At 38.2% G+C, this 16,021-nt stretch carries 14 protein-coding genes; all 14 read left to right on the top strand.

Going from position 1 to position 16,021, the window contains the following annotated elements:
• Positions 1-13 precede the first annotated feature (13 nt).
• The 14 genes from G7Y56_RS13110 (at position 14) to G7Y56_RS13175 (ending at position 15,998) form a co-directional block, all read left to right on the top strand.
• Complete coding sequence (locus G7Y56_RS13110; RefSeq protein WP_165044123.1) at positions 14-1,765, top strand: tetratricopeptide repeat protein; 1,752 nt, start codon at positions 14-16, stop codon at positions 1,763-1,765.
• Positions 1,765-2,607, top strand: a complete 843-nt coding sequence (locus G7Y56_RS13115; RefSeq protein WP_165020197.1) for a DUF4292 domain-containing protein — start codon at positions 1,765-1,767, stop codon at positions 2,605-2,607. The genes G7Y56_RS13110 and G7Y56_RS13115 overlap by 1 nt, the downstream gene beginning before the upstream one ends.
• Positions 2,608-2,609: 2 nt before the next feature.
• Positions 2,610-3,899 carry a murein hydrolase activator EnvC gene (locus tag G7Y56_RS13120; RefSeq protein ID WP_165044125.1) on the top strand — a complete coding sequence of 430 codons (1,290 nt, stop codon included), beginning with the start codon at positions 2,610-2,612 and terminating at the stop codon, positions 3,897-3,899.
• An 11-nt stretch (positions 3,900-3,910) separates the two neighbouring features.
• A complete protein-coding gene (locus G7Y56_RS13125; RefSeq protein ID WP_165044127.1) occupies positions 3,911-4,786 on the top strand; it encodes an FdtA/QdtA family cupin domain-containing protein in 876 nt (291 codons plus the stop codon).
• Positions 4,776-5,711 (top strand): GNAT family N-acetyltransferase, encoded by a 936-nt coding sequence (locus G7Y56_RS13130; protein ID WP_165044129.1) that lies wholly within the window; start codon positions 4,776-4,778, stop codon positions 5,709-5,711. The genes G7Y56_RS13125 and G7Y56_RS13130 overlap by 11 nt, the downstream gene beginning before the upstream one ends.
• A gap of 6 nt (positions 5,712-5,717) precedes the next feature.
• Positions 5,718-7,412, top strand: coding sequence for an amino acid permease (locus G7Y56_RS13135; protein WP_165044131.1), 1,695 nt, complete (start codon positions 5,718-5,720; stop codon positions 7,410-7,412).
• Positions 7,409-8,149, top strand: a complete 741-nt coding sequence (gene rlmB, locus G7Y56_RS13140; RefSeq protein ID WP_165020192.1) for a 23S rRNA (guanosine(2251)-2'-O)-methyltransferase RlmB — start codon at positions 7,409-7,411, stop codon at positions 8,147-8,149. The genes G7Y56_RS13135 and rlmB overlap by 4 nt, the downstream gene beginning before the upstream one ends.
• A gap of 44 nt (positions 8,150-8,193) precedes the next feature.
• Complete coding sequence (locus G7Y56_RS13145) at positions 8,194-8,571, top strand: RidA family protein (RefSeq protein WP_165020191.1); 378 nt, start codon at positions 8,194-8,196, stop codon at positions 8,569-8,571.
• 74 nt (positions 8,572-8,645) lie between these two features.
• Complete coding sequence (gene ribD, locus G7Y56_RS13150) at positions 8,646-9,695, top strand: bifunctional diaminohydroxyphosphoribosylaminopyrimidine deaminase/5-amino-6-(5-phosphoribosylamino)uracil reductase RibD (protein WP_165044133.1); 1,050 nt, start codon at positions 8,646-8,648, stop codon at positions 9,693-9,695.
• A gap of 93 nt (positions 9,696-9,788) precedes the next feature.
• A complete protein-coding gene (locus G7Y56_RS13155) occupies positions 9,789-11,135 on the top strand; it encodes a DUF6242 domain-containing protein (protein WP_165044135.1) in 1,347 nt (448 codons plus the stop codon).
• A gap of 72 nt (positions 11,136-11,207) precedes the next feature.
• Complete coding sequence (locus G7Y56_RS13160; protein ID WP_165020188.1) at positions 11,208-11,918, top strand: DUF6089 family protein; 711 nt, start codon at positions 11,208-11,210, stop codon at positions 11,916-11,918.
• Between the two features lie 21 nt (positions 11,919-11,939).
• The gene (locus G7Y56_RS13165; RefSeq protein ID WP_165044137.1) at positions 11,940-12,689 is read left to right on the top strand and encodes an isoprenyl transferase; all 750 of its coding nucleotides are present in this window, start codon (positions 11,940-11,942) and stop codon (positions 12,687-12,689) included.
• A 51-nt stretch (positions 12,690-12,740) separates the two neighbouring features.
• Positions 12,741-15,392: an outer membrane protein assembly factor gene (locus tag G7Y56_RS13170; RefSeq protein WP_165020186.1), complete on the top strand. Its 2,652-nt coding sequence runs from the start codon at positions 12,741-12,743 to the stop codon at positions 15,390-15,392.
• Between the two features lie 90 nt (positions 15,393-15,482).
• Positions 15,483-15,998, top strand: coding sequence for an OmpH family outer membrane protein (locus G7Y56_RS13175; RefSeq protein WP_165020185.1), 516 nt, complete (start codon positions 15,483-15,485; stop codon positions 15,996-15,998).
• The last annotated feature ends 23 nt before the right edge of the window (positions 15,999-16,021 follow it).

The following is a 16,021-nucleotide window of genomic DNA, read 5'->3' on the forward strand; positions in this document are numbered from 1 at the left end:
GCGTATACAAAATATGCATATAAAAACATACATTCTTTGCTTTTTTGCATTCATTATTGGATGTTCGAACATCTTTGCACAAGAAAGCAAAGCAAACACAACTCTGCAAACAAAGCTATCGCTGGACGACCAGCGTAAATTCGACTACTATTTCTATGAGGCTATGAATGCCAAAGCATTAAATAAATATGCTGCTACATTCGACTATCTGAAATATTGTATCGAAATAGATTCTACAAATGCTAACGTATTGTACGAACTGGGCGATTATTACAATTCGCTGGACAAAAAAAACAAGGCCATGGATTTTTATCGTAAAGCTATCACTTACGACAGTGATAATTTTTACTATAATATGGCTTATGCAAATCTCTGTTTCGAATTTAAGCAATACAGTGATGCTATCGAAAAATACGAAGCACTGATATTGAAAAACTCTGACAACAACGAGCTATACATATATCTGTCGGAAGCCTATCGCCTGGATGGTGATCTACCCAAAGCTATAGAAGCATTGGACAAGCTTGAACAGGTTATCGGATTAAATGAAAAAATAAGTATTCAGAAATTTCAGTTATATTCGATGCTTAAGCAAGAGAAAAAAGCATTTTCTGAAATCCAGAAATATATAGACAAATATCCCACCGAAATCAGATACCAAATACTACTAGGCGACTTATATCTACAATCAGGAAAACCGCATGAAGCTTTTATGATATATAGCAAAGCTAAAGCGATAGATCCCGAAGATCCATATCTGATTTCGTCGATGGCAACATATTACGAGCAAACGGACAACAAAGCTGCTGCCGAAAGCGAATTACAAACAGCCCTTGTAAGCCCCAAAATGGATATAGATACAAAATTGGGAATATTAGCCCAATATGTAGGGACACTTCAACAGAACAAAAAAGACACAAACGTTGCCAATGCTCTTTTCGATACTCTAATGACTCAACATCCGCAAGAGCCCAAACTGAATCTGATGTATGGCAACTTGTTAATGATACAGGACAGAAAAAATGATGCCCGTTTTCAATATCAGGTATTTGCTGAATCTGAGCCGACAAATCCTACGGGATGGGAGCAAATGTTAAGTACAACCTTTCCCGACAGTATCGATCTGGCTATAAAAGTATGCGAACAAGCGATATCATATATACCTGATCAACCTCAGTTTTATTTCTATTTGGGAGTCTCCAAATATATGAAAGAAGAATACGAAGGTGCGCTGTCAGCTTTACAAAAAGGAGTTGTATATGTTGATCCTGAAAATGTCGGACTCTTGTCTGACTTTTACGGGCAAATGGGTGATCTTTTCTACAATTTAGGAAAACAGGATAGTGCTTTTGCAACATACGAAAAAGCACTGCAATATAATCCGTCTAATGTTGGTATATTAAACAATTACAGCTACTATCTTTCATTAACGAAAAAAGATCTGGATAAAGCCGAGAAAATGAGTAGCCTCACCATCAAAGCCGAGCCTACAAACCCTACTTATCTCGACACGTATGGCTGGATATTATTCGAGCAAGGAGCCTACGCTCTGGCTAAAATATATATCGAAAAAGCATTACAATATAGCGAAGATGGCAAAGAACCAATAAGCGCAGAGGTACTGGAGCATTATGGCGATGTGCTTTACAAAACGGATGAACCCGAAAAAGCACTGGAATATTGGATAAAAGCCAAAGAAAAAGGTGATAGCAAATCCAAAACTTTGGATAAGAAAATAGAAACAAAAACTTTTATTTCAGAATAATGAAATTAACTAAGTTAAAACAAACGGCAGCATTGGTTATCACAGTAACTGCACTAATTTTCGTTACAGGTTGTAAATCGAAGCAAACATCTGTAAACACAGGTGGGAAATTAGAAACTAAATCTCACAACGAGGTCATCAACGATGTTTTGGTGTCGGAACTAAAATACAAAACGATAACAACGAAAGGTAGTCTCGAACTGAAAAAAGGAAATTCGGGGAAGAAAATGACTACCGTTTTCAAGATTGTTAAGGACAGTATTATTCAGGCATCCGTGCGTCCTATGTTTGGAATGGAAGCCATACGCGTAAGTTTTACACCCGATAGCATCCTGATCATTGATCGTCTTAAAAAACAATATGTTGCAGAAAGTTTCGCAAATTCTGAAATGATTAAGAATCTCGATTTCAATTATTCGAACTTGCAGGCACTGTTTACCAATCAACTTTTTGTTCCGGGAAAAAAAGAAGTCTCGAAAGGTGACTACAAAAAATTCAATCTATCAACGACATCGGATGTTCATCTGTTACAAACAAAAGATAAAAACGACTTACTCTACAATTTCGCAATAGACGCATCGAATAGAATTGCTTCGACCTTGGTTTACAATGAAGCTAAAAAATTCACATTACAATGGTCTTACAGCGACTTTGTAACAGATGGAAAGAATATATACCCGACTTCGATGGTAGCAAAGGTAGATGTTGCGAAAAACAGAGTCGATGTAGGAATCAACTATACAAAACTGGACATAGACAAAGAATTAAATATAGACAATTCGATTCCGTCAAAATATACTAAAGTTAGTTTTATAGACTTCATGTCTTCATACATAAAATAGTAATGCGCAAATTTCTTCTTTTATTCGCCCTGCTAATCAGCATATCATCTTTCGCTCAAAATTCCAAAATTAAAGAATTGGAAGAGCAAAGGAAACAAGCTTTGCGCGACATATCGAATACCGATAAACTGCTGCGCGACACAAAGAAGAGCACGACGACCTTACTAAGCCGTATTAAACTGATTTCGAATCAAATTATTTCCCGACAACAAGTTGTTGGGCTGCTAAATCAAGAAATAGGCGGCATCAGCGATGAACAAAAGCAAATAGAGCGTGAAATAACCATACTGGAATCGGAGCTGAAGGACAAACAAAAGAGCTATGCCAAAGCCATTGATGGTATGCTGCTCAATCGCCAAAACGAAAACAAAATGCTTTTTGTACTTTCGGGCAAATCTCTGACCGAATCTTATCGTCGTTTCCGCTATCTGAAAGACTACTCCGAATGGAGAAGTAAACAAGCTGACGATATTAAAGAAAAGAGCGATCAATTGAAAGAGAGAAAAGAGGCTCTGGCAAAAACCAAATCGGAAAAATTAGCGCTTCTTGGTCAGCGAGAAACTGAACAAGCTAATCTAAAGAAAGAGGAAACCAATTATCAGGAAGAAGTTGGAGAGGCAAAGAAAAAGCAGGGTGAATTGCAAAAAATATTAACCCAAAAGAAACAACAAGCTGCGGCATTAGACAAACAGATAGCTAAACTCATAGCCGAAGAGGTTGCACGTCAGGAACGTCAAGCCAGACGCATAGCTGAAGAAAAGGCAAAAGCCGAAGAACGCGAAAGAGCAAAAAATGCAGGAAGTACCAAAACCCCGACAAGCAAACCGAAGTCTACAACTTCGACTGCACCGGCTGTCAGCGCCGAAAACGTAACTTTATCCAATACGTTCTCAGGCAATAAAGGTAAATTACCATTCCCTATAACAGGAAATTACTCTATCGTCAACCGATTTGGAACACATCAGCACAGCCAATGGCAGGTAACGACTTCGAGCAACGGTATAGACGTACAATCTCAATCGGGAGCTCAAGCCAGAGCAGTGTTCGATGGCGAAGTTTCTCGTGTGGTTGCTTTCCCGGGATACAACAACTGTATTATTATTCGTCATGGAAACTATTATACATTCTACGGAAACATTCAGAATGTATCTGTAAAACAAGGCGACAAAGTAAAAACAGGTCAATCTCTGGGTCTGGTATATACCGATCCGGACACAGGTACATCTCAACTTCACTTCCAACTTTGGCAGGGTACGACTAAACTGAACCCTGAACCTTGGTTGAGAAGATAAAACAGGGAGATATGAAACGTGAACAGATCATCGAATTACCTAAGATTATCGATCGCCGAGGGAATCTCTCCTTCGTGGAAGCCCGAGAACATGTTCCGTTCAATATAGCACGAGCATACTGGATATATGATGTTCCCGGCGGACAACGCCGTGGTAGTCACGCGTTCAAAAAGCAACAGGAGCTTATTATCGCTCTGGCCGGCAGTTTCGATGTTGTGCTGGATGATGGCAAGAAGAAACGCACTCACACGCTCAACCGATCTTATATGGGGCTCTATGTCCCGAATATGATGTGGAGAAGTCTCGAAAACTTTTCAACCAATTCGCTTTGTTTAGTTATAGCATCCGACCCCTATGATGAAGATGATTATATAAGGAATTATCGGGAATTCAAAAAGATGGCAATTTCTGATAAAACCGATTGCTTCACTATCGACAAAATTAAGGGTGACATAGATATAAGATCGCAATATAATACTGTTTTTGACTGCTCTCTCATAGAATTTCCCGTTATAAAAAATAGAGCCGGCAATATAACCCCTGTCCATAGCTCCGATAGCATACCTTTCGATATAGAAAGAGTATTTTATATTTACGATATACCTAGTGGCGAAAAAAGGGGAATGCACGCACACAAGCATTGCCATGAGATACTGATAGCAGCGAGCGGTAGTTTCAATGTGGAACTGGATGACGGAACGAACAAAAAGGTGGTAACACTCAATCACCCGATGTATGGGCTACATATACCACCGGGGGTGTGGGCTACCGAAAAAGAATATTCTTCAGGAGCAATATGCATAGCTCTGGCATCTGAGAAATACGATAAAAAAGATTATATCCATACATATTCTGAATTTAAGAAATACCGCACAGATGGAGATTAAATTATACAAGCCGGAATATAAAACAGAGTGGGATAATTTTATTCGTAACTCCAAAAACGGGACATTTCTCTTTTGCCGCGATTTCATGGAATATCATTCCGATCGGTTCAACGATCATTCATTCATGTTCTATATTGACAATAATCTGATTGCAGTCATGGCAGGGCATCTAAAGGAACAAATATTCTATACGCATCAAGGTCTTACCTATGGTGGTCTGATAATGGGCGATAAAATAACGACAGTAGATACTCTTTCCGTCTTTGAACATATCACCATAACCCTTAGGCAGCAAGGGATAAAGAAGATTATATATAAAACGATCCCCCATATCTACCATCTGTCTCCTGCCGAAGAAGATTTATATGCCCTATTCAGAAACAATGCTGTTTTGATAGAGCGAAATATATCTTCTACAATCCTCTTATCTAACAGGATCGAATACTCCGACTCTCGTAAACGAGGTCTCAAGAAGGCCGAGAAAAACAACTTGAGAATTGGATTATCTAACGACTTGAGAAGTTTTTGGAAGATATTGGGTGATAACTTAAAAGGAAAATACTGTACAAAACCCGTGCATACCTTAGAAGAAATAAGCTATTTACAATCAAACTTCCCTCAAGAAATACATCTTTTCTCTGCATTGAATACAAAAAATGAGATAATAGCGGGGTGCGTAATTTTCGAGATGAAAAACCTCATCCATGTACAATATACAGCAGGTACAGAAGAAGGAAAAGACTGCGGGGCAATAGATTTACTTATCGACTACATTATAAATGTAGCATATCCGCACAAAACATATTTTGACTATGGCATCTCCACCGAAAATAATGGTGCTTATCTTAACGAAAACCTGATTTACCAAAAAGAAGGTTTCGGAGCAAGGGGTACCGTATATGACATTTATTCAATTGAATTGTAACTATAAATGGGATTAAACTCACTACTTAGAAAAAAGAACATTAACGATATTACTACCGAAAGCGATTCATTAGGCTCAGGAATGAAACGCATTTTAGGAGTCAAAGACCTCACTCTATTCGGTATTGCAGCCATAATAGGAGCCGGGATTTTCAGCACAATCGGGAGAGCTTCATTTCATGGAGGGCCAGCCGTTTCATTACTATTCGTATTTGTTGCTATTGCATGTATTTTCACGGCATTGTGTTACGCACAATTTGCCTCTATGATCTCTGTCAGCGGAAGTGCATATACATATACTTACGTATCGCTCGGTGAAGTATTCGCTTGGGTGATTGGTTGGGCACTTATTTTAGAATATGCCGTATCGAATATGGTTATTGCTATTTCGTGGTCGGAATATTTCACTACTATGCTCGAAGGATTTGGCATTCACTGGCCCGACTGGCTTGCCATAGGGCACACCACCGCATACAATGCATACAAGACAGTGATGGAGGGCGCAACAGACCTCCCATCTAACGTAATTAAAGCTGCACAAGTTTATCAGAATGCACCGGAATTATTCGGAATAAAGCTATTAGTTAATCTGCCAGCCGGATTAATTGTTATAATACTTACTGCTCTGGTTTACATTGGAATTAAAGAATCGAAAACAGTCGCTAATCTTCTGGTTTTCCTTAAAATAGGGATCATACTCTTAGTCATTATTGCAGGAGCATTTTTTGTAAAGCCCGAGAATTGGAGTCCATTTGCGCCCAATGGCATACAGGGAGTGCTAGGTGGCGTCGCCGCAGTTTTCTTTGCATTTATCGGTTTCGATTCCATTTCGACCACAGCCGAAGAATGTAAAAATCCACGCCGAGATATGCCTCGTGCCATGCTATATTGCTTAGGTATTTGTACCATACTTTATGTTGCCATAGCACTTGTACTTACGGGGATGGTCAACTTCAAAGAACTGGGTGTAGATGATCCATTGGCTTATGTCTTCCAAAAGGTAGATATGAATTTTATAGCCGGTGTTATCTCTGCCACTGCTATAATAGCCATAACAAGTGCAATACTTGTTTTTCAGATAGGGCAACCGCGTATATGGATGACTATGAGCCGAGATGGACTGCTTTGGCCTAGATTTAGCAAAATACATCCAAAATTTAAAACCCCTACATTCGCTACATTTATTGCAGGAATACTCGTTTGTATTCCATCTCTGTTCCTCGATATGCAGTTCGTTGTCGACCTGACAAGTGTGGGTACGTTTTTTGCATTTATCCTTGTTTGTTCGGGAGTACTGTTTCTCGACCACAAAGGATTAAGTAAAAATGCTAAATTTAAAGTTCCTTATGTAAATGGGAAGTATATCATTTTCATATCATTCGCAGTTGCCGTATATTTGTTCCTTAGTTTGACTGACTATCGTGCAATTATGATAAACAAACCCCTGCTATCTGTCTTTTGGCTGGTATGGTTAGGTCTATCGGTTGCCGCTTTTAAATATAAATTCTCATTATTACCCATATTGGGTATTCTCACCAATTTATATTTGATGACCGAGTTGGGATGGTCTAACTGGCTAATGTTTATATTATGGCTGGCAATAGGTTTAACTATCTATTTTTGCTACGGATATAAAAAAAGTAAGTTAGCTTTGCAGAAGCGTTTCGAAAAAGAAATAAAAAAAGAATCTATAATAGAATGAAAGAGAAAGAAATGATTTTTGGCATCCGTGCCGTAATAGAAGCCATAGAGGCAGGGAAAGAAATAGACAAAATCATTATGCGCCGTGAGCTGCAAGGTGATCTTTCGAGAGAACTTTTAGCTGCACTAAAAGATAAAGATATATCTATACAACGTGTTCCTGCTGAACGCTTAGACCGGTTTACCCGCAAAAATCACCAAGGTGTAATTGCTTTTCTTTCAGCTATTACTTACGAAAGAATAGAAGATATTATACCATTTTTGTACGAAAACGGAAAAGATCCTTTTATCATGCTACTCGATGGTATTACCGATGTTCGTAACTTCGGTGCTATTGCCCGTACATGCGAGGTGGCAGGAGTTGATGCAATCGTTATCCCTTCGCGTGGGAGTGTAACGGTAAATGCGGATGCAATCAAAACATCTGCCGGAGCATTGCTTAAGATTCCTGTATGTAAAGAAAACAGTTTGACAGAAGTTATACAGTTTCTAAAAAATAGTGGGGTGAAAGTTATTGCCGCTACCGAGCGTGCCGCTGACAATTACACGAATGCTGACTATAAAGGCCCTATTGCTATTGTGATGGGAGCTGAAGATACCGGTGTGTCGAACGAAAACCTTCGAATAGTAGACAATCTGGTAAAAATACCTCAATTTGGAACAATTAGTTCATTAAATGTATCGGTAGCCGCAGGGGTATTGATATATGAGGCTATTCGCCAACGAAAAGGATTTTAAGACAATAGTAAATATCAAAAGAAAAACAATCAATAAACACATATATGAAAAAAATAATAGCGACAACCAATGCCCCTGCGGCGATAGGTCCTTATAGCCAAGCAATAGAAGTAAACGGAATGCTTTTCGTTTCGGGACAAATACCTATTGATCCTGCAACAGGTGAATTCGTTTCGGGAGGAATCAAAGAACAAACAGCTCAATCTTTTAAAAATATAAAAGCAATTCTTGCCGAAGCCGGATTAACCATGGATAATGTTGTAAAAACAACTGTTTTACTAGCTAGCATTATGGACTTCGGAGAGATGAATGATGTGTATGCAAGCCAGTTTGAGGGCACATTCCCTGCCCGTTCGGCATTTGCGGTAAAAGATCTGCCAAAAGGTGCACTCGTAGAAATAGAAGTAATAGCAGCACGCTAATTTTTCATAAAAAAGAGTTTGAATAAAATATCCATCTGAAATTTGCGTTTCTCCAATTAGTAACTCAAAGAAATATGATTGTCGACGAAAAATATATGCACCGCTGCTTACAATTAGCAACTAACGGAAAGGGTCTTGTAAGCCCCAATCCAATGGTTGGTGCAGTTATAGTTCATGGCAATAAAATTATCGGAGAAGGATACCATCGTCAGTATGGCAAAGCACATGCTGAGGTGAATGCTATTAATAGTGTCAGAGATAAGTCTTTACTCAAAGAGTCGACAATATATGTCTCTCTCGAACCATGTTCGCATCATGGAAAGACCCCTCCCTGCTCTCAACTAATTATTGATAGCAAGATACCTAATGCAGTTGTTGCGTGCCTTGACCCTTACCATGCCGTTGCAGGAAAGGGGATTAAAATGTTGCAAGACGCCGGCATTAATGTTATCACAGGGGTATTGGAAAAAGAAGCACTCTTACTTAATAAAGAGTTCTTTACCGCTCAAACTAAAAGACGCCCTTACATCTATCTCAAATGGGCACAGACCCATGATGGATTTATTGACAAAGAGCGTATAAAGGGCGAGAAACCTGAACCAACTCCAATCTCCAATGATTTCACACGAATGCTTGTGCATAAAAAAAGAGCAGAAGTTTCGGCTATAATGATTGGAACAAATACAGCGGTGAATGATAATCCATCATTGACAACTCGCTATTGGCATGGAAAAAATCCAGTTCGGATAATACTAGACAGACAGGCTCGCATTCCACTTGACTATCAGATTTTTGACGGGAAGGTGGAAACAATTGTATTTGTAGAGAAAAAGCCTACCATTAAGTCGGCAAACAACATACTCTATAAAGAAATAGTTTTCGATGAAACACTGTTTGCCCAAATATTTAAAACACTTAGAGATCACCATATAAATTCGGTGTTAGTAGAAGGCGGCAACCAACTACTGCAAAGCCTTATCGACCAGCAATTGTGGGATGAAGCATACATCGAAACATCGCCTATTAATTTTGGAAAAGGAACAAAAGCTCCAAGCATCCAAGGTAAAGTGATTGAGGAATGGAATTGGGGATCATCCAAGCAATTACATTTGAGTCTTACTTAGTTATAAAATTGCATAAATATTAGATTTGTTGAGGCATAAGCCGAAATTCTTTCTATTTTTGCAAATTGATATTAAACAAACCTGTTTAAACAAATGAATTTAAAGAAAAGTTTACATTTACTTCTTGCTCTGGTTCTTTCCATATATTTCTACTCTTGTGGAGAAGATGGAAATTCTACGTCATATGGAACGGCATCTTCGGATGGACAAATATACGGACTATCACTTAGTTGTATTGCGCGTTCATCTGCCGATACTATTAATTATGCCGTATTAGCAGAAACTAAATTTGTTATAGACCAAGCAGGACAGAGAATATATAATCCGGATTCTCTTCCATTCCAAACAACGCTTAAGAAGTTCGCTACAACCCTTAAGCTCTCTCCTTTTTCAACACCTGCCGGAACCACTTTACTTTTTAAAGGGGACTCGACTGCCACTTGGAATTCTACTGATTCCATTGACTATTCGATACTCGCCGGATACAGGATTTTTGCTGAAAACGGAACACCTAGAGATTACAAGATTGAACTGAGAATACATCAAATTGATCCTGACACTATTCCATGGAAGACTACTTTACCTTCTTTGGCTATCAATACGAATAATCAAAAGACACTTCTGAAAGGGAACATCTTTTATTGCTACTCGGTTTCAGGTTCAAATTTATCACTGAACACATTTGATAAAACGACAGAAACATGGTCGTCAAAAACGCTTGCAACACCTCCTTCGGGAATCAATCTTGAAAGCCTGACTTTATTTAACGATCAGTTTTATGCAATAAATAATGCCGGACAGACTTTCTCATCAACAAATGGCTCTAAATGGAATGCGCTCAGTGGCACTAATGTACACAGTGTACTAGGAATACTCCCTGATGCTACAAATACACTCTTAGTAGTTGTAAAAAGCGGAGCTGATTATTACTATGCGACAACTACAGATATGAAGTCATTTGAAACTGTAACGAACATAGTCGGTGCCCCTTCCAACAAAGTCAAGTCAAGTTTTCCATCAAATGGATTCAGTTCAGCAACAAATTATGGAAATGACAAAATGCTAATTATTACCGGAGGAAATAACTTCAGCAATAACAAGACAAATTTATCATGGCAAATTAAAAATGGAGATGATGGATTAGAAGTCGAATATACTCAACAAAATAATATATTTGAAGCAACTTCCGGGATTGCGAGTTTCATTTATGATAATAAGCTTTATGCACTGACCGGAAATCAGTTTTACATATCATCCAGTGCAGGAGTTAAATGGGTTAAAGCCCCGGCTAAACAAGCTTTAGACCCTGGCATGCCTAAGACATCCGGACAGTCGGTTATTGTTGACAGTGAAAATAACATTTGGATATTCGGTGGAGTAGCAAATGGTCCTATAAAGGTATACAAAGGAAGATTGAACAGACTTAATCCGAAAGTGTAATTAAAGTTTACTTACTATATACTTTTAGTCTCATTTTCTGCGTTAAAGAAGATATTGCACAATAGATCATAGATGAAAAAAGAAATAAAAATAAGCATACTTTTATTTGTCATCTATTCTCTATTCTCATTCACAGCTCTAAAGGCGCAAGATGATTATAAATATGAGATTGGGGGAATGGCTGGTACCTCATTCTATATGGGTGACGCCAACAAGACAAGACTGTTTCAGAATCCGGGATTGGCAGCCGGCATTGTATTCAGATACAATAAAGACTTACGCTGGTCTATCAAGAATAATTTTGTTATAGGACGCGTTTCAGGTGACACAAGAGATTCTGGAAATGCATTTCCTTTTGGGCAGCAAGCTAGTTTTAGCCGAATGTTTTATGAGCTGGGAAGCCAGATCGAATTTAATTTCTTTAATTATAGTGATAAGTTCGAATATCTGGGAACAAAACGAATAAGTCCCTACGTATTTACCGGAATAGGATTTACATACGGATCGGGGGAAAAAACTTTTTTTGATGCAAATATACCAGTGGGTGTTGGCGTAAAATATAAATGGAAAGAACGGTTGAATATTGGATTTGAGTTTTCATTCCGAAAACTATTCAGTGACTCTTTTGATGTAACAGATAAAGATAGCGACAAGTTCAATCTTGATGATCCATATGGAATTAAAAGTAATGTATTTAAAAATAAAGACTGGTACTCTCTTACTATGATAAGTGTAACTTGGAATTTTGGAGCAAGAGTATGTCCATGTCTCAATATTGATTAATAAAACCTAAAATTAAGGCGAATGTCCGTTTTAGATCTAATAAATAAAAATAAACTTCCACAACACATCGCCATTATAATGGATGGCAATGGACGCTGGGCTAAACAGCAAAGTCTAGACCGAGTAATGGGTCATAAAGAAGGCGTATCGGCTGTTAGACGGATAATAGAGGCAGCCACTAAGATAGGTGTGCCCTATCTGACCCTTTATACCTTTTCAACTGAAAACTGGCATCGACCAGAGGAAGAAGTAAAGGCGCTGATGTCGCTTATGATACAAGCTGTCGTAAGAGAGACTCCCGATCTAATAAAGAATGATGTCAGAATAAAGACTATTGGTGACCTCGATCGTTTGCCTGAAGATACAAGAAAAGCTTTAGAGCAATGTATGGAAGACACCTCTCATTGTACAAAACTGACTGCCGTATTAGCATTAAGCTATTCCTCGAAGTGGGAAATAACAAGAGCTATGAAAAACATTGTATCAGATATAAAAGCCGGCAAGATAAAAGAAGAGGATATAAAAGAGGAGTTAATTGACGAATACCTGACTACGAAAGACATACCTGACCCGGATATACTGATTCGAACTGGAGGCGAAAAACGGATAAGTAATTTCCTATTATGGCAAATAGCTTATTCGGAACTATATTTCACAGACCAGCTTTGGCCAGACTTCAACGAAGACTCCCTATATCAGTCTATTGTCGATTATCAGAACCGTGAAAGGCGATTTGGTAAAACCAGCGAGCAAGTTCTGAATGAACAATAAAAAATTTAATTATAAAACAATACATTTTAGTAAGTAACGACTAATTCTGATATGTTAAAAAAAGGCTTATTTATCCTATCTATCATCTTGTTATCTATAACAAATCTATATGCACAAGTTGTAGATAGTACTGAGATTCGCAATGTCAACAAAGCTCTAGAAGAAAATGTTGAGAATTTACCTGTGATCTCGTACAATACCAGCAAAAAATACGAAATTGCTGACATCAAAATATCCGGTCTTGTAAATCCGATGTATGAAGATTACGTTCTTATCGGATTCTCTGGATTAGTTGTTGGCGACAAAATTGAAATCCCGGGAAATGAGATAACGAATGCCGTAAGACGTTTCTGGAAACAAGGATTATTCTCCGATGTAAGAATATCTGCATCAAAAATCGAAGATAATAAAATCTGGCTCGATATCAAGTTGAAAGAACGTCCACGTATTTCCGACATCATCTATACCGGAATGAAAAAAGGAGAGCGTCAAGACATTGAAGCAAAAATAGGTATGGTGAAGAGTTTGCAAATAACACCTAATCAGCTTAACAAAGCCAAAGATGTAATCAGAAAATATTTCGATGAGAAAGGATTCAATAAGGCAGAAATAAACATAACTCAAACGCCTGATCTCTCGAAGGAAAACCATGTCTTTTTGAATATTGATGTTCAAAAGAAAAATAAAACTAAAGTTAATTACATCGTTTTCGAAGGAAACGAAGAGGTTAAAGATAAAACCTTAGAAAAGGCCATGAAAAAGACAAGGCATAAAAGCACTTTTCAATCATGGATTACCAATTTCCTACGCTCTACTAAATATGTACCTGAAAGCTACGAAGAAGACAAAGAAAATATTATCGCCAAGTATAATGAACTTGGATATCGTGATGCTACCATTGTATGGGATACAGTATTCACTGATAGCAAAAAAACCGACAAAGTAGATATTGAAATAAAAATAGATGAAGGTAAACAGTATTTCTTAAGTGACATTAAATGGGTCGGTAATACCGAATATCCTACCTCTCAACTCCAAGCGCTTCTAAACATGAAGCCAGGTGATGTCTACAATCAAAAGAAACTGACCGAACGTCTAATGGCCGACGAAGATGCCGTAATGAATTACTTCTACCAAAATAACGGGTATATCTTTTCTCATGCCGATCCTGTAGAAATCAATATTACGAATGACTCTATCGATCTGGAAATACGTATCACCGAAGGCCCGCAAGCTACAATCCGTAAAGTATCCATTTCGGGTAACGACAGACTATATGAAGATGTAGTGCGTCGCGAACTGCGTATCAAGCCGGGAGCATTATATAGCCGCGAAGATATCATGCGTTCACTTCGTGAGATCATGCAAATGGGGCATTTCGATCCGGAAAGCCTTCAACCATCTATCGTGCCGGATGATGCAGAAGGAGTAGTAGATATAGGCCTTCCTCTAACACCTAAAGCGAATGACCAAGTGGAATTCTCTGCCGGATGGGGACAAACAGGTATAATCGGTAAATTGAGTTTGAAATTCTCGAATTTCTCAATAAGAAACTTACTGAATCCTAAATCATATAAAGGTATCCTGCCACAAGGGGAAGGACAGACTCTGACTCTTAGCGGACAAACAAATGGTCGATTCTATCAATCGTACTCTGCTTCATTCTTCGACCCATGGTTTGGAGGAAAACGACCGAATTCACTAACAGTTAGTGCATTCTACTCGAAGCAAACCGATGTATATAGCCGATTTGCAAATAACAACTTTAACTTTGGAAACAGTGGTATGTACGGAAATAGTCTTGGCAATAGCTACTCAGATATCGGATATGCCGCTGACCCTAACAAGTCGATACAGATGCTTGGTGCATCGGTAGGTTATGGTAAACGATTGAGCTGGCCTGATGATTATTTCTATATACAGGCAGAACTTTCATATCAGTTGTACAAAATGAGAGACTGGGCTTACTTTATTGTTAGAGATGGAAATGCTAATAGTTTAAGTTTAAATCTATCATTAAACAGACGTACTATCGATAATCCGATATATACCCGTAGAGGTTCAGACTTCTCTGTAAGCTTGGAATTAACCCCTCCTTATTCTGCTTGGAATGGTGTAGATTATGCAAGCATGGTGCCCGATGAAAATGGTTTTGAACCTGGAGAGAAATTTAAATGGATAGAGTTCCATAAATGGAAATTCAGATCGAAAATATTCATTCCTCTTGCTGAAACTAAGAAAACACCGGTATTGATGACCCGTGCCGAATATGGTTTCGTAGGTTATTACAATAGACATAAAAAGTCTCCTTTCGGAACATTCTATGTTGGGGGTGATGGTATGTCAGGATATTCCAGTACGTACGCAACAGAAACCATCGGTCTTCGTGGATATGAAAATGGTGCATTAGGTAATCAAGCGAGTGCATACACCCGTTTAGCCCTAGAATTCAGATACCCACTAATTCTTGAACCGACATCGACTATCTACCTACTATCATTCGTAGAAGCCGGTAATGCATGGTATGATCTTACAAAGTTCAGTCCTTTTGATTTGAAACGTTCTGCAGGTTTCGGAGCCAGAATCCATTTACCGATGATCGGACTTATGGGTATCGACTGGGCATACGGATTTGACCCTATCAACGGATCGAGAGACAGAAGCGGAGCTCAATTTCACTTTATTATCGGGCAGGAATTCTAACCGATATAGCTAATTAACATTATTTATGTAAGGTTGAGTAAACAAAAGTCGTTACTAGATGTCTTATATAGTATACTAAAAAATATAGTTATGAAGAAAATATTATTACTATTCACACTACTCTTAGGTATTTCATGTGGAAGTTATGCGCAAAAATTTGCACTAATTGATATGGAATATATATTAAACAACATCAGTACCTACGAAACTGCTCAAGAACAGATAGAGGTGATATCCCAAAAATGGCAGGCTGAAGTTGAAAAAGGACAGCAGGAAATTAAAGGCTTATATAAGTCGTATCAGTCTGATCTCGTTTTTCTGTCGGCAGAGCAAAAGACAAAAAGAGAAAATGAGATCGTAGAAAAAGAAAGAGATGTTCAACAATTGAACCGCACTTACTTTGGACCCGAAGGAGAACTATTCAAAAAGAGAGAGGCTCTTATAAAACCTATTCAAGACGATATATATAACGCAGTAAAAGAAATCTCTGAAGCAAAAGGCTATCAACTGATACTTGACAGAGCTTCAGCCGAGAGTGTGATATTTGCATCCCCTAGGATAGACATAAGTAATGAGGTTCTTGCAAAACTAGGATATTCAAAATAATTATATATATTTGTCGAATAAAA

The sequence above is a fragment of the Dysgonomonas sp. ZJ709 genome (assembly GCF_011039195.1).
Classification (GTDB): domain Bacteria; phylum Bacteroidota; class Bacteroidia; order Bacteroidales; family Dysgonomonadaceae; genus Dysgonomonas.